We start from the raw sequence: 15263 nt of genomic DNA, 5'->3' as shown, positions 1-15263 counted from the left end.
ATCTCTGCGGTCAAAATTAATAATTTCAATTATTTATTTTGAAAGTTGAGGGTGCGTTAAACGGTCATTTGATCGACCCTGGGCCTTTATGGTTCAGGGTTTTTTTATGCGCAAAGTAAATAGCTTTACTAATAAGTTATTCGTGTATAATCTATCACCATATTTATTATTAAAGTTGTCAATACTATGTCGGAGCTTCAACGTAAAGTGACCATTATTTATTATCAAGATAATGGTTTAGAACTGCATCATACGGTGGAAATATTTGATCAGAACTTATCTGGAAGAGTTATTATTCCAAAAGAATTTAAAGATGGTAAATCTATTATTGCTGTTTGTGACGGGGAAGTTGAGATTCTCAACAAGATTGGAGATCGTATACTTTCGGTTAATTACGTTACTTCAAACTAAATTAACTTAAGTGATTTTAAGGACGGTAGTGTATTAATTCAGTGGCTGTGAGGTAAGGAGAACAACAAATAGTGTGTTCTCCTAATCGACTTCGCTACTTGAGAGTGGTTAATTCTTATTCTCTAACTGTTTATTGGTATATTCTAGCTTTTTATAATCTTTACCTGCAGCATCGGCAAGCTCTGTCGGCATATAGTTTTCATCATGCTTCGCTAGCACTTCACTTGCTTCAATATGTAATTCTCCAGAGCTTCCTAATACTAATGTGCCATTGGCAACAATTCCTTGCCCTTCACGGAATAAGTCTGGCAAAATTCCTTCGTAATAAACTGAGATCATTAAATCATTTTCATTAAAGGTAATTGGCATTTTCATATCTGAAAGCTTAAAAGTAACTTTCAGGTTATCTGGATCACGTTTAACTGAACCAGGTACAACCAAACCACCAATACGAATACGCTGACCAATTTCTGGAGTAGCACCAGAGCCGTCTTTACCCAGAGTTATTTCTGATGGTGTATAAAATAAATCAATATTTTGACTTAAAGCATAAAGTACCAGTCCGGCGACAAAGGAAATACCGATTAATATTGAGGCAACTATTGTTAAACGTTTTTTACGGCGGGGGTGCATTATATAACCTCTTTAGGTGTGTTAGTTTGAGTTTTATTACGTTGTGAACGTAATTCGCGTAATTTATTTTCTCTTTGCTGGCGCATAGCAATATTTTTAATAACTTGTTTATGGGCGTAAATGGAGTTAAAAATAAGTGCTAAGATGAGGGCCGTTGAGATACCAAAAGATAACCACACATAAAAGCCATAGCCACCCATATCTAAAAAAGCACTAAAACTGTCAAATTGCATTATTTATTCTCCAAAGCGTTATTGGAAAGGCTCTTTTCTAAAGCTAATGCTTTTACCCAAGGCCTTATACTATTACGAATTAAAATTTCACTACGAAAACGTATACAAACAATTGTCCCAACTAATAAAGCAAAACCTAGGAAGCAGAATACAAAAGGCCAAAGCATTTCAACAGACATCGATGGTTTGCCCAAATTGCTGACTGTTGAGCCTTGATGTAAAGTATTCCACCATTCTACTGAGTACTTTATGATAGGTAAGTTGATCACACCGACAAGCGTTAAAATACCAGCCGCTTTTCCTGCTAAAGCTTTATCTTCAAAAGCATTATGTAGCGCAATAACACCTAAATATAGAAACAACAAAATAAGTTCAGAGGTCAATCGAGCATCCCATATCCACCAAGTTCCCCACATAGGTTTCCCCCAAGCTGAGCCGGTAATTAACGCAATAGCCGTGAATATAGCACCAACAGGAGCCATGGCCGCAGCCGATGCATCGGCTAATTTAAATTGCCATACTAAAGAGGTGAAAGCTGCTATTGCCATGCCTAAATAAATGCCCATTGACAATGAAGCAGCAGGTACATGTATATAAAAAATACGAAAACTGTCACCTTGTTGATAATCAGCGGGCGCAAAAGCTAATGCCCAAATAAGACCAATAGATAAAAACAAGATTGTTAATGCGCTAAACCAAGGAATAATCCTTCCAGTTAAGTGATAACTCACTTCTGGGTTAGCGTAGGGATGTAACCATTTCCACATAAGTATGCTCTTCTCTTTTTACTAAAACTATTATAGTTATTTACTCTTATGAATAAGCATTCGGTTATTAGGACAAATACCGTTATCCTGAATTTTTATCAGGGACTTAATCAATCGAGCTTTATGTTAATTAGTACTTACTTTTAATGCAGCGCTAACAGCAAAAGGCGCCAGTGTTAGAGAGCCAAAAAATAATGCTGCAATTATAGCAAGTTGTCCGCTGTAAGGTAAGCCAAGCGCTGCGGTATCAATAGCGCTTGTTGCAAATATTAAAACGGGAATATACAAGGGCAGTACGAGTAAACTCAGTAGTACGCCACCTTTTTTAATGCCGACAGTTAAGGCTACGCCTATTGCGCCAAGCAAACTTAATACCGGTGTTCCTAATAATAACGTTAGCATTAACGCGCTATAACTTTGTTCATTTAAATGTAAAAGTATAGCAAGCAAAGGTGCAATTAAAATCAATGGAAGCCCCGTTATTAGCCAGTGAGCTACAATTTTTGCAAGTACTAAAACAAAGATAGGTTGAGGGCTCAATAACATTTGCTCTAGTGAACCATCTTCATAATCCGATTTAAATAATCTATCGAGTGATAATAAAGTTGATAATAGCGCGGCTACCCAAATAATGCCTGGCGCTATACGACTTAAGGTTTGCGCTTCTGGCCCAATCCCTAATGGAAATAAGGTGATGACAATAACAAAAAATAAAAGTGGATTAATAATGTCATCTTTATGGCGCATAGCAATAGTTAGATCACGTTTAAGTACGAGCGAAAAAACAGCACGATATGACAAATTAGCTGCAGCCATGCTGTCCTCTATTTTTATCTTGATTTATTTGGCTTTGAGTGCGGTACATTTATTATTACTCAACTATGTAGTCTAAGGTTATTTTTTTTATTGAGGATGGCTCGAATGTCAGTAAATCCTGATGTGTCGTCAAAACAATACAACCACCTTGATTAATATGAGCTTTAAATAATTGTTCTAAATCGTACACACCTTGCTTATCTATCGCTGTGAAAGGCTCATCTAAAATCCAAATGCGAGCGGTTGATTGATATAAGCGAGCTAATGATATTCTTCTGTGTTGTCCTGCACTTAAATGAGCAGCTAAACTATCTTCAAAACCTGTTAAGTTTACCTTAGCTAATGTTTGCTTTATCGATGTGTCATCACAGTGTAAACCATGCAAGTTAAGGTTGAATGCTAAGTTTTCTTGTGCATTCATTTCACCTTTCACACCTGGCAGATGGCCTAAGTAAAGTAACGCTTGATGAAACTCTTCGTTTGAGTGATTTATTAATTTATTTTTAAAATAAATATCGCCCTCGTAAGGTTGAGATAAGCCAGCTAAAATACGGAGTAAACTGGTTTTCCCTGAGCCATTAGGGCCTTCAACTTGTACTATCTCACCCGCGTTTATTGTAATATTTAGTTGATCAAACAACAGACGATCTTCGCGAATACAAGTTAAACTTCTTGCGCTAAGTAAAGAGGTATCGCTGATATTAGCTTGATCTTGTGACAAAGTGAGGTTTCTCTATTATTTAATGAATTAATTTAGTAATTGATTGTACGAGTTAATTAACTTGCAAAGTTTACCTGATGGCTACTGTTTAGCTGTTTATTTTGAAGTTAGATTATTATTATGTCCATTGGGTATATCATACCATAGCAATAGTTAGAATTAGCAAACATAGTTACTCGATAATTTGTAACATTAAGAAACAATTATCAAATCATTTAGGATAAAGCATTTGATCTTTTCCTTGATAAAAGTGTGCTAGAATTGCGCAACTATTATGAGTTAGTACCTTTTTATTGTTTATGCTTGAGCCTAAAGGATAAAAATTATGTGTATACGGAGAAATGAATGAATCCCCAAATTTTACCTGAGCTGATACCTGAATTAGGTCATATCGCTTTGGTTATAGCCTTTGCTTTTTCATTATGCTTGAGTATTATTCCATTAATTGGTGTCTATAGTACCCAACATAAGTTAATGAATTATGCTAAACCACTTACCTTTGGTATGTTTATTTTTACCGCAATTAGTATTGTGATTTTAGCTTATAGCTTTGTCGTTGATGACTTTTCTATTAAATATATCGCAAACCACTCAAATACACATTTGCCTTATTATTTTAAAATAAGTGCTGTTTGGGGCGGACATGAAGGATCATTGCTTCTTTGGGTATTTTCTTTAACCGCATGGACGATGGCTGTCGCTCAATTTTCAAAAAATGTTGAACAAGAATTTATTGCCCGTGTACTTTCTGTAATGGGCATGGTCTCCGTCGGTTTTATTGCATTCACATTACTAACTTCTAACCCTTTTGAACGTCTTTGGCCAAATGTCCCACTTGAAGGTCGCGATTTAAACCCATTACTACAAGATGTTGGTTTAATTGTTCATCCACCCTTGCTGTATTTAGGTTATGTGGGATTTGCTGTTGCTTTTGCTTTTGCCGTCGCGGCACTAATGTCGGGTAAAATGGATGCCGCTTGGGCTCGGTGGTCGCGTCCTTGGACTATTGGTGCTTGGGTATTCTTAACATTAGGTATTGCATTAGGTAGTTGGTGGGCATATTACGAACTTGGCTGGGGAGGTTGGTGGTTTTGGGATCCTGTTGAAAATGCTTCTTTCATGCCATGGTTAGTGGGTACGGCGTTGATTCATTCCTTAGCGGTAACTGAAAAACGAGGTACTTTCAGAAATTGGACTATTTTGCTGGCAATTTTTACTTTTAGTTTAAGTTTATTAGGAACGTTTTTAGTACGTTCAGGTGTTATAACTTCGGTACATTCTTTTGCTGCTGATCCATCTCGTGGTGTGTTTATTTTAGTGTTATTAGCTATTGCTGTTGGTGGCTCATTAACTTTATATGCATTCCGTGCAAGCAATGTTGCAAGTTTTAGTCGTTTTGCACTTTACTCACGTGAAACCGCATTATTGTTATGTAATGTTATTTTAGTTGTTTCTGCCACAACGGTATTATTAGGTACATTATACCCTTTGCTAGTTGATGCCTTGGGTTACGGAAAAATTTCGGTAGGGCCTCCGTATTTTAATGCGGTTTTTGTGCCTATTATGAGCTTATTATTTATCATTATGGGAATTGGTCCCCTCATTCGATGGAAGAAGGCTAAAAAAGGAGAATTACGTAAGCAGCTAATTAAACCTTCAGTATTTAGTATTGCATTTGGTTTATTATTCCCTGTTATTTATGGCGGTGAATTTGATGCATTGGTTGCTATGGGCATGACATTAGCTGCATGGGTTTTCCTTGTGGTAGTTAAGGATTTAATCAATCAATATAAACTTAGAGCAAAGTTAAGTTTAGGGCAATGGGGCATGACAGTAGCACATGCGGGTATTGCGGTAACTATTGTTGGTGTTACGTTAGTATCGAGTTATGAAAGTGAAACCAATGTTAAAATGCAATTACATGAAAAAGTAGAGATAGCAGGTTATCATATTGAATTTAATGGTATTAAGCATGTAGAAGGACCAAATTATATTGCTGAGCAAGGTCAAATTAATGTTTATGATGGTGATAACTTTGTTGCTTTATTGAAACCTGAACGTCGAACTTATCGAGTACAAACAATGGGGATGACAGAAGCTGGTATTGATGGTGGTTTATTTAGAGATATTTATGTCGCTTTAGGTGACCCTCTTGATGCTGGAGCATGGGCTATTCGAGTTCATTATAAACCATTTGTTCGCTGGATTTGGCTAGGCGCGATATTTATGGCGATTGGTGGTATTTTAGCCATGATGGATAAACGCTATAGAATGAAAAGCCAGGTCAGAAAAAATGCGTTGAAGAATAGTGATGAAAACATAGCGGCTGCTTCAAAGCCAAGTATTAAAGCTGTATCGGAGAGTGCTTAAATGAATAAAATAATCCGCTTTCTACCGCTGATATTAGTCATTGCATTAGGCGTTGTACTATATCGAGGTTTATCCTTGAACCCTACTGAAATGCCATCAGCATTAGTAGGTAATCCCATGCCAGACTTTGCGTTACCTTCCTTAGATAATCCTAATGGCACCGTGACTAAAGCCGATTTAAAAGGTGATATTGTTTTATTAAATGTATGGGCCACTTGGTGCCCAACTTGTAAATATGAACACCCATATTTATTTGAGTTGTCTAAAGATCCGAAATTAAAGCTTTATGGCATAAACTACAAAGATGAATTGGTTGCGGCTAATGAATGGTTAACACATTACGAAGATCCTTATGTATTCTCTATTTTTGATAAAGACGGGTTACTTGGTGTAAAACTAGGTGTTTTTGGCGCTCCAGAGACCTTTGTGATTGATCATCATGGCATTATTCGAAAACGATTTGCTGGTGCTTTAGACCTTCGTGTTTGGCGTAAAGAGTTTGAACCATTAATTAATCAAATTATTGCTGAAAGGCAAGCAGGTAAATAATGATGTTAAGTAGATTTTTATTTTGTCTTGCAATGCTAGTCACAAGTATATTGATGATTAGCACTGTGCATGCTGCACCGGTAGAAACTTTTCAATTTAAAGATGAAGTAACCAAAGTTCGCTTTCAGGCACTGAGTCGAGAGTTACGCTGTCCTAAATGTCAGAATCAAAACCTGGCTGATTCAAACTCTACTGTAGCTTCGGCAATGCGATTGGAGCTTTATAACTTGCTAGTTGAAGGTAAAGCAGATATTGAAATTGTTAATATCATGGTGAGTAGTTATGGAGAATTTGTATTATATAGACCTCGCGTAACAAGCCTTACTTATATTCTTTGGTTTGGTCCTGCATTATTAATTTTAATCGGTATTATCGTTGTTATTATTATTGTGAGAAAAAAACCAGCGACAAAAGAAAGTTTAGCATTAGATAACAAACAACAAGAAAAGCTAAATCAATTATTACAACGCGACAGTAATGTAGCAGCCTCTAATAAGGCTAGCCCAAACGAAACTAAACAAGAGAAAGAGTAGTCAACCGTTATGGAAATAGTATTAATAGCCTTTATCTTTATTGCCTTACTTTTATTAATTGTTTGGGTGCCATTCTTTAAAAAGGCAAAAGAAAATAATCAAAGCAAGCAAGGTTTACGTGATGAAACTAACGTTGTGCTTTATAAAGAACATAAAACTGAAATTGAAAAAGATTATAGCGATGGTGCTATTGATGAAGAAAGCTACCAATATTTGTTAGCAGAATTAGATAATAGTTTATTGCAAGATGTAACAACGACAGAAAAGGAAAAAAACAAGGTGAAAAACACTAATCATTTTAGTGTTTTATGGCCGATTTTTTTGTCTTTATTTGTTGTTTCTTTTTCTGTTGCTATCTATTTAAAGCAAGGCACGTTGGATACGATTATTGCTACTCCAATGGCATCAACTACTAATCAAGAAGGGCTACAATCTTCAGAAGCACAACAAGAAGAAATGTTGGCTTACATAAAAGGTTTACAGCAAAAAATAGATACTAATTCAGATGATAGCAAGGCTTGGTATGATTTAGGTCAAGCTTTCGTTGCTGTCGGTGAGTTTGATCTTGCTATACATGCATTTGAAGAAGTCATTCGAATTGAAGGTGAGCATGCCGACTTATTTGGCGCAATTGCCCAGGCAACCTATTATCGTAATAACCAGCAAATAGATGAACAAGTACAAACCCTAATTGATAAAGCTTTAGCGTTAGATAATAATGATCCGTCAACCAACATTTTATTAGGTATGCATAATTTTATTTCGCAAGAATATGCTAAAGCGATTGAATACTGGCAACGAATTATTGATGACAATAGACAAAGCGTGAATATTGAAGCTTTAAAAGAAGCGGTAAACGAAGCGAAAAGACGCCTTGGAAGCGAAGTAAATCAAACACCATCAACGGCAGCTATTGATGGTCCACAGCTTAACCTTAGTGTGAGTTTATCTGACGACATTATGGCGCAATTAGCAAACGGTGAAGATAAGGTTGTATTTGTTTATGCGATCCCAACTGATGGCCAACGTATGCCATTAGCGGCAATAAAATTAATGGCCAGTGACCTGCCTAAAAACGTAGTATTAAATAATAGCACTGCAATGTCTCCACAGAGCAATTTAAGTAGTGTGAGCACAGTGAATATATACGCTATCGTTTCTAAAGATGGTGGCGCAGGTATTAAACCAGGCGACTTTAAAGCTGAAGTTCAGAATATACCGGTTGATAAAACGGAGACTATCGATATTGTTATTGATAGCCTTGTTGAATAGCAAAATTAAATAAGATTAAAATGAAATCACGTTTTACAGCTCATAAGAATAACGTTGCTAACAATAATGACAAGAGTGAAAAGGTTTTTAAAACAGGAGTTTTACTAACTAATTTAGGATCACCAGCTGCACCAACTACGGGTGCAGTGCGTAAATATTTACGTGAATTTCTGTCTGATCCCAGAGTTGTTGAAATTCCGCGTCTTATTTGGTTGATAATACTGCATGGTATTATCTTACGTATACGCCCAAAAAAATCTGCAAAGCTCTATCAAACTGTATGGACAGAGCAGGGCGCACCTTTACTTGTTATTAGTAGAGCTCAGCAACAAAAAGTAGCAATACAACTGCAAGAAAAGTACGGACAGGATGTTATTGTCGATATTGCCATGCGTTATGGCGAACCTTCAATACCCAGTGTATTACAAAAATTTCAGCAGGCAGATGTCGATAATATTGTTGTGTTACCGCTTTATCCACAATATGCAGGACCAACGACAGCTTCTACTTTTGATGCGGTTAGTAAAGAGCTAAGAAAATGGCGTTATGTGCCTAACATTAGCTTTATTAATAGTTATCATAATAATAAATCTTATATTAATGCACTAGCCAATACGGTAATAGAGCACTTAAATGAACATGGTACACCCGATAAACTAGTACTTTCCTATCACGGTATGCCTGAGTTATTTTACCAATGGGGCGACCCTTATTATGATTTTTGTAAAATAACAACAGACCTACTAAAGAAAGAATTATTAAGTCGCTCAGACAATAACTTATTAAGCGAAAAGTTAAACTTAACAGATGATTCTTTCGTGATGACTTTTCAATCACGTTTTGGTAAAGCACAATGGTTACAGCCATATACCGACGAAACACTCGAAAGTTTAGCTCAAGCAGGTCATAAACATGTTGCTATTATTAGTCCTGCGTTTAGCGCTGATTGTTTAGAAACACTAGAAGAGCTTGAGCATGAAAATCGAGACATTTTTATCGAGGCTGGTGGTGAGGAATACCATTATATAGCAGCGCTAAATGATCGAGATGATCATATTCAAGCTATTGTAAATATTTTAGCACCGAAGCTTAATGCTTCAAAGCTAACTGAATAATTGACACTGTATAAAAACTCAGTAATATATCTGTATGAGAAAAATAATTCATATAGACATGGACTGTTTCTATGCAGCCGTAGAAATGCGAGACTTTCCCAAATACCGTGATATACCATTAGCGGTTGGTGGTGATGGGCCTCGTAGTGTTCTTTGCACTTGTAATTATCAAGCACGAAAATATGGTGTACGTTCTGCTATGCCAGCGAGTAAAGCAAAATTACTCTGTCCTGAATTAACTATTGTGCATGGGCGCATGTCTGTTTATAAAGAAGTTTCTGCTCATATAAGAGAGATTTTTTCTCGTTATACCCATCTGATTGAACCCTTATCACTTGATGAAGCCTTTCTCGATGTAACTGATTCAGTACAATGTCATGGCAGTGCAACGCTTATTGCGGAAAAAATTCGCAGTGATATATATAATGAGCTAAACCTTACAGCTTCAGCAGGTGTCGCGCCTAATAAGTTTATCGCGAAAATAGCGAGCGATGAAAATAAGCCAAATGGTCAGTGCATTGTTCCACCTGATCAAGTTAGTCAATTTGTTGAGCAATTATCTCTGAAAAAAATTCCAGGGATAGGGCCTAAAACTTTTCAAAAATTACAATCATTTGGTTTTACTACTTGTGCCGACGTTAGAGCTTCTTCTATCAATCATCTCGCGACTATAGTCGGTAAATTTGCAACTAGCTTGTATCAAAAATCGCACGGTATCGATAACAGAGAATTAGAAGTAAGTCGGCAGCGAAAATCGTTAGCAATAGAAACAACCTTAATGACAGATGTTTATAGTGAAGCCGAATGTTTACGGGTGATTGAAAAACTATACCCCAAATTAGTAGAGCGATTAGCAAAAGTTGAAGGCAGACAAATTGTGCGCCAAGGTATTAAGTTAAAGTTCAATGACTTTAATCAAACTACAGTTGAGCAACAAAGCTTAGCTGCAGAAGAAAATACTTTTCATCGTTTATTACTTAAAGCACATGAGCGTTCAAAAGGACGAGGTATACGTCTTGTCGGCTTAACTTTAGGTTTTGCTGAGCCAAGCATTGAAAAGAATACTCAATGTAAACAATTATCTTTGCTTTAACCAATAAAACTAAAAATAATATTAGATTACTGAACTGAGCTTACTTTGCCGAACGCATTTAGTATTTCAATTAAAATAAGTTAAACGAGTGTTATATCCATATTCTATAAAAGGCTATTAAACACGTAAGTGGAAATTGTCGTTATCAATATACGATCTTAAGGGAATACTTAATCTGAACTCGATTTAAAATATTTTAAATCAATTGAAATAATTAATTATATTAATTTTTACTATAGCCTAGCTTGATAACCTTTTACTTTAGTTCGAAAATAAATTTCGTGTTAATAGTTACTCTATTACAATTGAATTTAACGATGAAGTCAGGAAAAATAATAGCTAGAGAAACATTTATTAAATCTTGTCTAGCCTATTTATAGCGCTTTCTGAATAGTGATTATGATTAGCTACATATGGTCAATGAGTTAGAACAAAAAGGTGTTTGTTCAACAATTATTCAACAATTGCAGAATAATTGCGAAATTGATTGGTATCTTCAAGCCGAGCTTGCGTATAATAAACGCTTTGGTGAAAGTAAGAGAGTAGATCTTCTATTAACTTAAGAAGAGCAAACCAAAAAATACGATTTTACAATATCGCAGATTTTCTATTAATGAAATTTTTGCGCTAGTTAACGATAATTGAACACACAGATTGATTAAGGTCCCCATGATTAAAAGTACCGCCGAAGTTCGTCAAGCATTCTTGGATTTTTTTGCCACAAAACAACATCAAATAGTTAAAAGTAGCTCACTAGTGCCAGGTAATGATGCAACATTACTTTTTACAAATGCAGGTATGGTACCTTTTAAAGATGTATTTTTAGGTGCTGAAAAGCGTAGTTACACACGAGCCACTTCAGCACAACGCTGTGTTCGAGCTGGTGGTAAGCATAATGATTTAGAAAATGTCGGCTACACAGCCCGTCATCATACTTTCTTTGAAATGTTAGGTAACTTTAGTTTTGGTGATTACTTTAAAGAAGACGCAATAAGCTATGCTTGGGAATTCTTAACAGGTGTTCTGGGTTTACCAAAAGAAAAGCTACTAGTTACCATTTATGAAACCGATGAAGAAGCTTTCTTATATTGGAAAGATGTTATAGGTATACCTGAAGATAAAATTATTCGTATTGGTGATAAATCTGCTGGTAAAAAGTATGAATCAGATAATTTTTGGTCAATGGGTGATACAGGTCCATGTGGCCCATGTTCAGAAATATTTTATGATCATGGCGCTGATATTTGGGGTGGTCCTCCAGGATCGCCTGAAGAAGACGGTGACCGTTTTATTGAAATTTGGAATATAGTTTTCATGCAGTTTAATCGCCAAGCAAATGGCGATATGGATAAACTACCTAACCCATCAATTGATACTGGCATGGGGCTAGAACGTATTTCTGCGATTATGCAAGATGTACACAGCAACTATGAAATTGATCTTTTTCAAGCTTTAATTAAAGATACTGCTAGTTTATTGTCGTGTAATGATTTAGATAATAAATCATTACGTGTTATTAGCGATCATATCCGCTCATGCTGCTTTTTGATTGTTGATGGTGTTGTACCATCGAATGAAGGTCGTGGTTACGTATTAAGGCGCATTATTCGTCGTGCGATTCGTCACGGACATAAACTTGAAGCAAAAGAGCACTTCTTCCATAAATTAGTAAAATCACTTATTGAACAAATGGGTGACGCTTATCCTGAATTAGTTCAACAACAAGCCATTATTGAAAAATTATTACGTATTGAAGAAGAGCAGTTTGGTCGTACTTTAGATCGTGGTATGGTTTTGCTTGAAGAGATGTTAGACAATTTAGATGGCGACACAATTTCTGGTGATGATGTATTTAAACTTTACGATACCTATGGTTTTCCAGCAGACTTAACTGCCGATATCGCTCGTGAACGCCAACTCAATATTGATCATAATGGTTTTGATATAGCGATGGGTTTGCAACGGGAGCGAGCACAACAAGCAAGTCAATTTGGAACTGATTACAACCAACAATTAAAATCAGATCATAAAACTAATTTTAAAGGTTATAGTAGTCATACATCTTCTGCCACTGTAGTCGAACTGTTTAATTCGAGCGAGCAAGAGCCGGTGAATCAATTGAATGCAGGTGAGCAGGGCTTAGTCATCTTAGATCATACCCCGTTTTATGCTGAATCAGGCGGACAAGTTGGTGATAGTGGTTTATTACATCTAGATGATGGTGTTTTTGAAGTAGAAGATACCATAAAGCTAGGTGATGCTTTTGCTCACAAAGGTATTGCTCGTACTGATATTGGTATGAACCGTCGTGTTAAAGCTGAAATCAATAGTGAACGTCGTGCTGCTATTATTAAAAATCATACTGCTACGCATCTGTTACATGCTGCTTTACGCAAAGTGCTAGGTAATCATGTTACCCAAAAAGGTTCATTGTGCGATAGCGAAAAACTTCGCTTTGATTTCTCTCATTTTGAAGGAATGACGACACAAGAATTACAAGCTGTTGAGCTACTGGTTAACGATGAAATACGTCGTAACCACGAAAGAAAAACAGAATTAATGGACATTGAAGAAGCTAAAGAAAAAGGTGCAATGGCACTCTTTGGTGAGAAATATGACGATGAAGTACGTGTAGTTACTTTAGGTGGTTTCTCTACCGAGCTGTGTGGTGGTGTTCATGTAGATCGTACCGGCGATATCGGTTTATTAAAAATAGTGTCAGAATCTGGCATTGCGGCAGGTGTACGACGTATAGAAGCTGTTACCGGCACAGGAGCATTAGAATTTATTAATCAACAAGGCGCTTGTTTAGCTAAAGTAGCAAGTTTAGTAAAAGCTGATGTTGCAAGTGTAGATACTAAGATTGAACAATTAATTAACCGCTCTAAAGCGTTAGAAAAAGAAGTGAGTCAGTTAAAACAAGAGTTAGCAGCGCAAGCAGGCTCAGATTTAGTAAGCAGTGCCATTGATATTAATGGTGTGAAGGTATTAATTGCAGATCTTGATGGCGTTGAGACCAAAGCTTTACGTGGTATGGTTGATGAGCTAAAAAATAAAATGCAATCGGGTATCATCATGCTGGCAACAGCTAATGATGGTAAGGTTGGGTTAATTGCAGGTGTTACTAAAGATCTTATCGGCCAAGTGAAGGCTGGTGAGTTAGTTAATATGGTTGCCCTTCAAGTTGGCGGTAAAGGTGGTGGACGCCCTGATATGGCACAAGCCGGTGGTAGCCAACCTGAGAATATCACTACTGCTTTAGCATCAGTGCAACCTTGGTTAGTTGAAAAACTTAGTTAAATTAAGATTAAATATGTCCGTCCTGCAATGTGAGTTTGCACTTCAGGACGAGACACAATACTAATAAAAGCCAATCAAGTCATTGAATTGGCTTTTTTTATATCGAAAATTCCCTCTGTAAGGTAAATATATGAATAAATCACTTCTTACCTTGATTAATGCTTATTTAGAGTATATTGATGCTCAAAAGCTCATTTAAACACTATTAGCTATCTCATTAAGGTTTTATCTGAGTTGTCAACCTAAAATACTGATTGAAATTTGTGAGTATTGACCATAACGCAAGCTATTATGTTATAAAAATGTAAATAAAAGTAAAAAAAAGCTGAAATACATTGAAAAATAGCTTTTAGCTATATTCAAAGCAAATATAAGCTTGTTAGAATGGCGTATATTTTAATAAGTAATAAACATAGGAGTTTAATACGTATTAAAAGTGGATTTTTTCATAATATTGACTATTACTTAATGGTGTTATGAAAAATATACTATTTACATATATTACTAGCTTATATATTTATTTAGTGTTTCTCAATTTTAATCAAAGGAATATATAAATGTTAATTTTAACACGCCGAGTAGGCGAGACGCTTATGATTGGTGACGAAGTCACAGTTACAGTATTAGGCGTAAAAGGTAATCAAGTCAGAATAGGTGTTAATGCGCCAAAAGAAATCTCAGTACACCGTGAAGAAATTTACATGCGTATACAAGCAGAAAAGGATGATGGAGAAAATACCGGCAACGTTTAATTTTATGGACATTATGAACGTTCGAAAAAGCACTATTTTTATAGTGCTTTTTTTGTGGCTATTATTTTTTTATTCTAAAAAATTGACTGAAAAATAGCATTATTGGCTGAATTCTCAGCAAACAGTAAAAAAACATAAATAAATTCACAAAAATGTTTGACTTATTCTTAAGATCCATTAGTATTCGCATCCATTGGAGAGGTGGCCGAGTGGCCGAAGGCGCTCCCCTGCTAAGGGAGTATCTGGTTTATCCCGGATCGAGGGTTCGAATCCCTCCCTCTCCGCCATTATTTACCTTTTGTAATGTATGGTTGTGAATCTTTAAACTAAGATATAAAAGAAAGTTTTATCGGTTAAGTACGATATTAAAAACATCTTAATTGCGGACGCGTAGCTCAGCTGGATAGAGTACCTGGCTACGAACCAGGCGGTCGCAGGTTCGACTCCTGCCGCGTCCGCCACTTTTCTTTTTTGATAAAGTAAAGTGGTATAATGTTAAAAACAGTAACTACTAATACTGTATAAATAAATTTTTAGATGGTGTAACTATCATTAGTTGAATAATTTATTAATCATACTCTTGTTTTAGTATTCACTTATCGGATAAGCACGATATTAAATACATCTTAATTGCGGACGCGTAGCTCAGCTGGATAGAGTACCTGGCTACGAACCAGGCGGTCGCAGGTTCGACTCCT

The 15263-nt window shown here is 36.1% G+C and carries 14 protein-coding genes and 2 tRNA genes; 11 read left to right on the top strand and 5 right to left on the bottom strand.

Annotated elements, in window-relative coordinates:
* The first annotated feature begins 186 nt into the window (after nucleotides 1-186).
* Nucleotides 187-411, top strand: coding sequence for a TIGR02922 family protein (locus Q4503_RS14670; RefSeq protein ID WP_215971432.1), 225 nt, complete (start codon nucleotides 187-189; stop codon nucleotides 409-411).
* A gap of 108 nt (nucleotides 412-519) precedes the next feature.
* On the opposite strand, the gene ccmE is transcribed toward Q4503_RS14670, so the two are convergent.
* From ccmE to ccmA, 5 genes are all read right to left on the bottom strand, one after another.
* Entirely contained in the window at nucleotides 520-1044 is a 525-nt protein-coding gene (gene ccmE, locus Q4503_RS14665) for a cytochrome c maturation protein CcmE (RefSeq protein WP_303602720.1), read from the bottom strand.
* The gene (ccmD, locus tag Q4503_RS14660; protein ID WP_303602719.1) at nucleotides 1044-1277 is read right to left on the bottom strand and encodes a heme exporter protein CcmD; all 234 of its coding nucleotides are present in this window, start codon (nucleotides 1275-1277) and stop codon (nucleotides 1044-1046) included. Before ccmD ends, ccmE begins: the two co-directional genes overlap by 1 nt.
* Nucleotides 1277-2044, bottom strand: coding sequence for a heme ABC transporter permease (locus Q4503_RS14655; RefSeq protein WP_215971429.1), 768 nt, complete (start codon nucleotides 2042-2044; stop codon nucleotides 1277-1279). Before Q4503_RS14655 ends, ccmD begins: the two co-directional genes overlap by 1 nt.
* Before the next feature lie 126 nt (nucleotides 2045-2170).
* Complete coding sequence (gene ccmB / locus Q4503_RS14650) at nucleotides 2171-2860, bottom strand: heme exporter protein CcmB (protein WP_215971428.1); 690 nt, start codon at nucleotides 2858-2860, stop codon at nucleotides 2171-2173.
* 55 nt (nucleotides 2861-2915) lie between these two features.
* Nucleotides 2916-3581 carry a cytochrome c biogenesis heme-transporting ATPase CcmA gene (gene ccmA / locus Q4503_RS14645; RefSeq protein ID WP_303602718.1) on the bottom strand — a complete coding sequence of 222 codons (666 nt, stop codon included), beginning with the start codon at nucleotides 3579-3581 and terminating at the stop codon, nucleotides 2916-2918.
* A 369-nt stretch (nucleotides 3582-3950) separates the two neighbouring features.
* Here ccmA and Q4503_RS14640 point away from each other — a divergent pair, with 369 nt between their 5' ends.
* The 10 genes from Q4503_RS14640 (at nucleotide 3951) to Q4503_RS14595 (ending at nucleotide 15026) form a co-directional block, all read left to right on the top strand.
* Nucleotides 3951-5951 (top strand): heme lyase CcmF/NrfE family subunit, encoded by a 2001-nt coding sequence (locus Q4503_RS14640; protein WP_303602761.1) that lies wholly within the window; start codon nucleotides 3951-3953, stop codon nucleotides 5949-5951.
* Nucleotides 5952-6500 carry a DsbE family thiol:disulfide interchange protein gene (locus tag Q4503_RS14635; protein WP_303602717.1) on the top strand — a complete coding sequence of 183 codons (549 nt, stop codon included), beginning with the start codon at nucleotides 5952-5954 and terminating at the stop codon, nucleotides 6498-6500.
* The gene (locus Q4503_RS14630) at nucleotides 6500-7033 is read left to right on the top strand and encodes a cytochrome c-type biogenesis protein (protein ID WP_303602716.1); all 534 of its coding nucleotides are present in this window, start codon (nucleotides 6500-6502) and stop codon (nucleotides 7031-7033) included. Before Q4503_RS14635 ends, Q4503_RS14630 begins: the two co-directional genes overlap by 1 nt.
* Before the next feature lie 9 nt (nucleotides 7034-7042).
* Nucleotides 7043-8305, top strand: coding sequence for a c-type cytochrome biogenesis protein CcmI (ccmI, locus tag Q4503_RS14625; protein WP_303602715.1), 1263 nt, complete (start codon nucleotides 7043-7045; stop codon nucleotides 8303-8305).
* A gap of 20 nt (nucleotides 8306-8325) precedes the next feature.
* A complete protein-coding gene (gene hemH / locus Q4503_RS14620; protein WP_303602714.1) occupies nucleotides 8326-9420 on the top strand; it encodes a ferrochelatase in 1095 nt (364 codons plus the stop codon).
* Between the two features lie 34 nt (nucleotides 9421-9454).
* Nucleotides 9455-10513: a DNA polymerase IV gene (dinB, locus tag Q4503_RS14615; RefSeq protein WP_303602713.1), complete on the top strand. Its 1059-nt coding sequence runs from the start codon at nucleotides 9455-9457 to the stop codon at nucleotides 10511-10513.
* A gap of 669 nt (nucleotides 10514-11182) precedes the next feature.
* Entirely contained in the window at nucleotides 11183-13813 is a 2631-nt protein-coding gene (gene alaS / locus Q4503_RS14610; protein ID WP_215971422.1) for an alanine--tRNA ligase, read from the top strand.
* Between the two features lie 557 nt (nucleotides 13814-14370).
* Nucleotides 14371-14565 (top strand): carbon storage regulator CsrA, encoded by a 195-nt coding sequence (gene csrA, locus Q4503_RS14605; protein ID WP_215971421.1) that lies wholly within the window; start codon nucleotides 14371-14373, stop codon nucleotides 14563-14565.
* Between the two features lie 195 nt (nucleotides 14566-14760).
* Nucleotides 14761-14852 (top strand) — tRNA-Ser (locus tag Q4503_RS14600).
* A gap of 97 nt (nucleotides 14853-14949) precedes the next feature.
* Nucleotides 14950-15026: transfer RNA gene (locus Q4503_RS14595), tRNA-Arg, on the top strand.
* The last annotated feature ends 237 nt before the right edge of the window (nucleotides 15027-15263 follow it).

Source organism: Colwellia sp. 6_MG-2023, assembly GCF_030547765.1.
Taxonomy (GTDB): Bacteria; Pseudomonadota; Gammaproteobacteria; order Enterobacterales; family Alteromonadaceae; genus Colwellia.
This window is presented reverse-complemented; position numbering and strand designations above follow the sequence as displayed.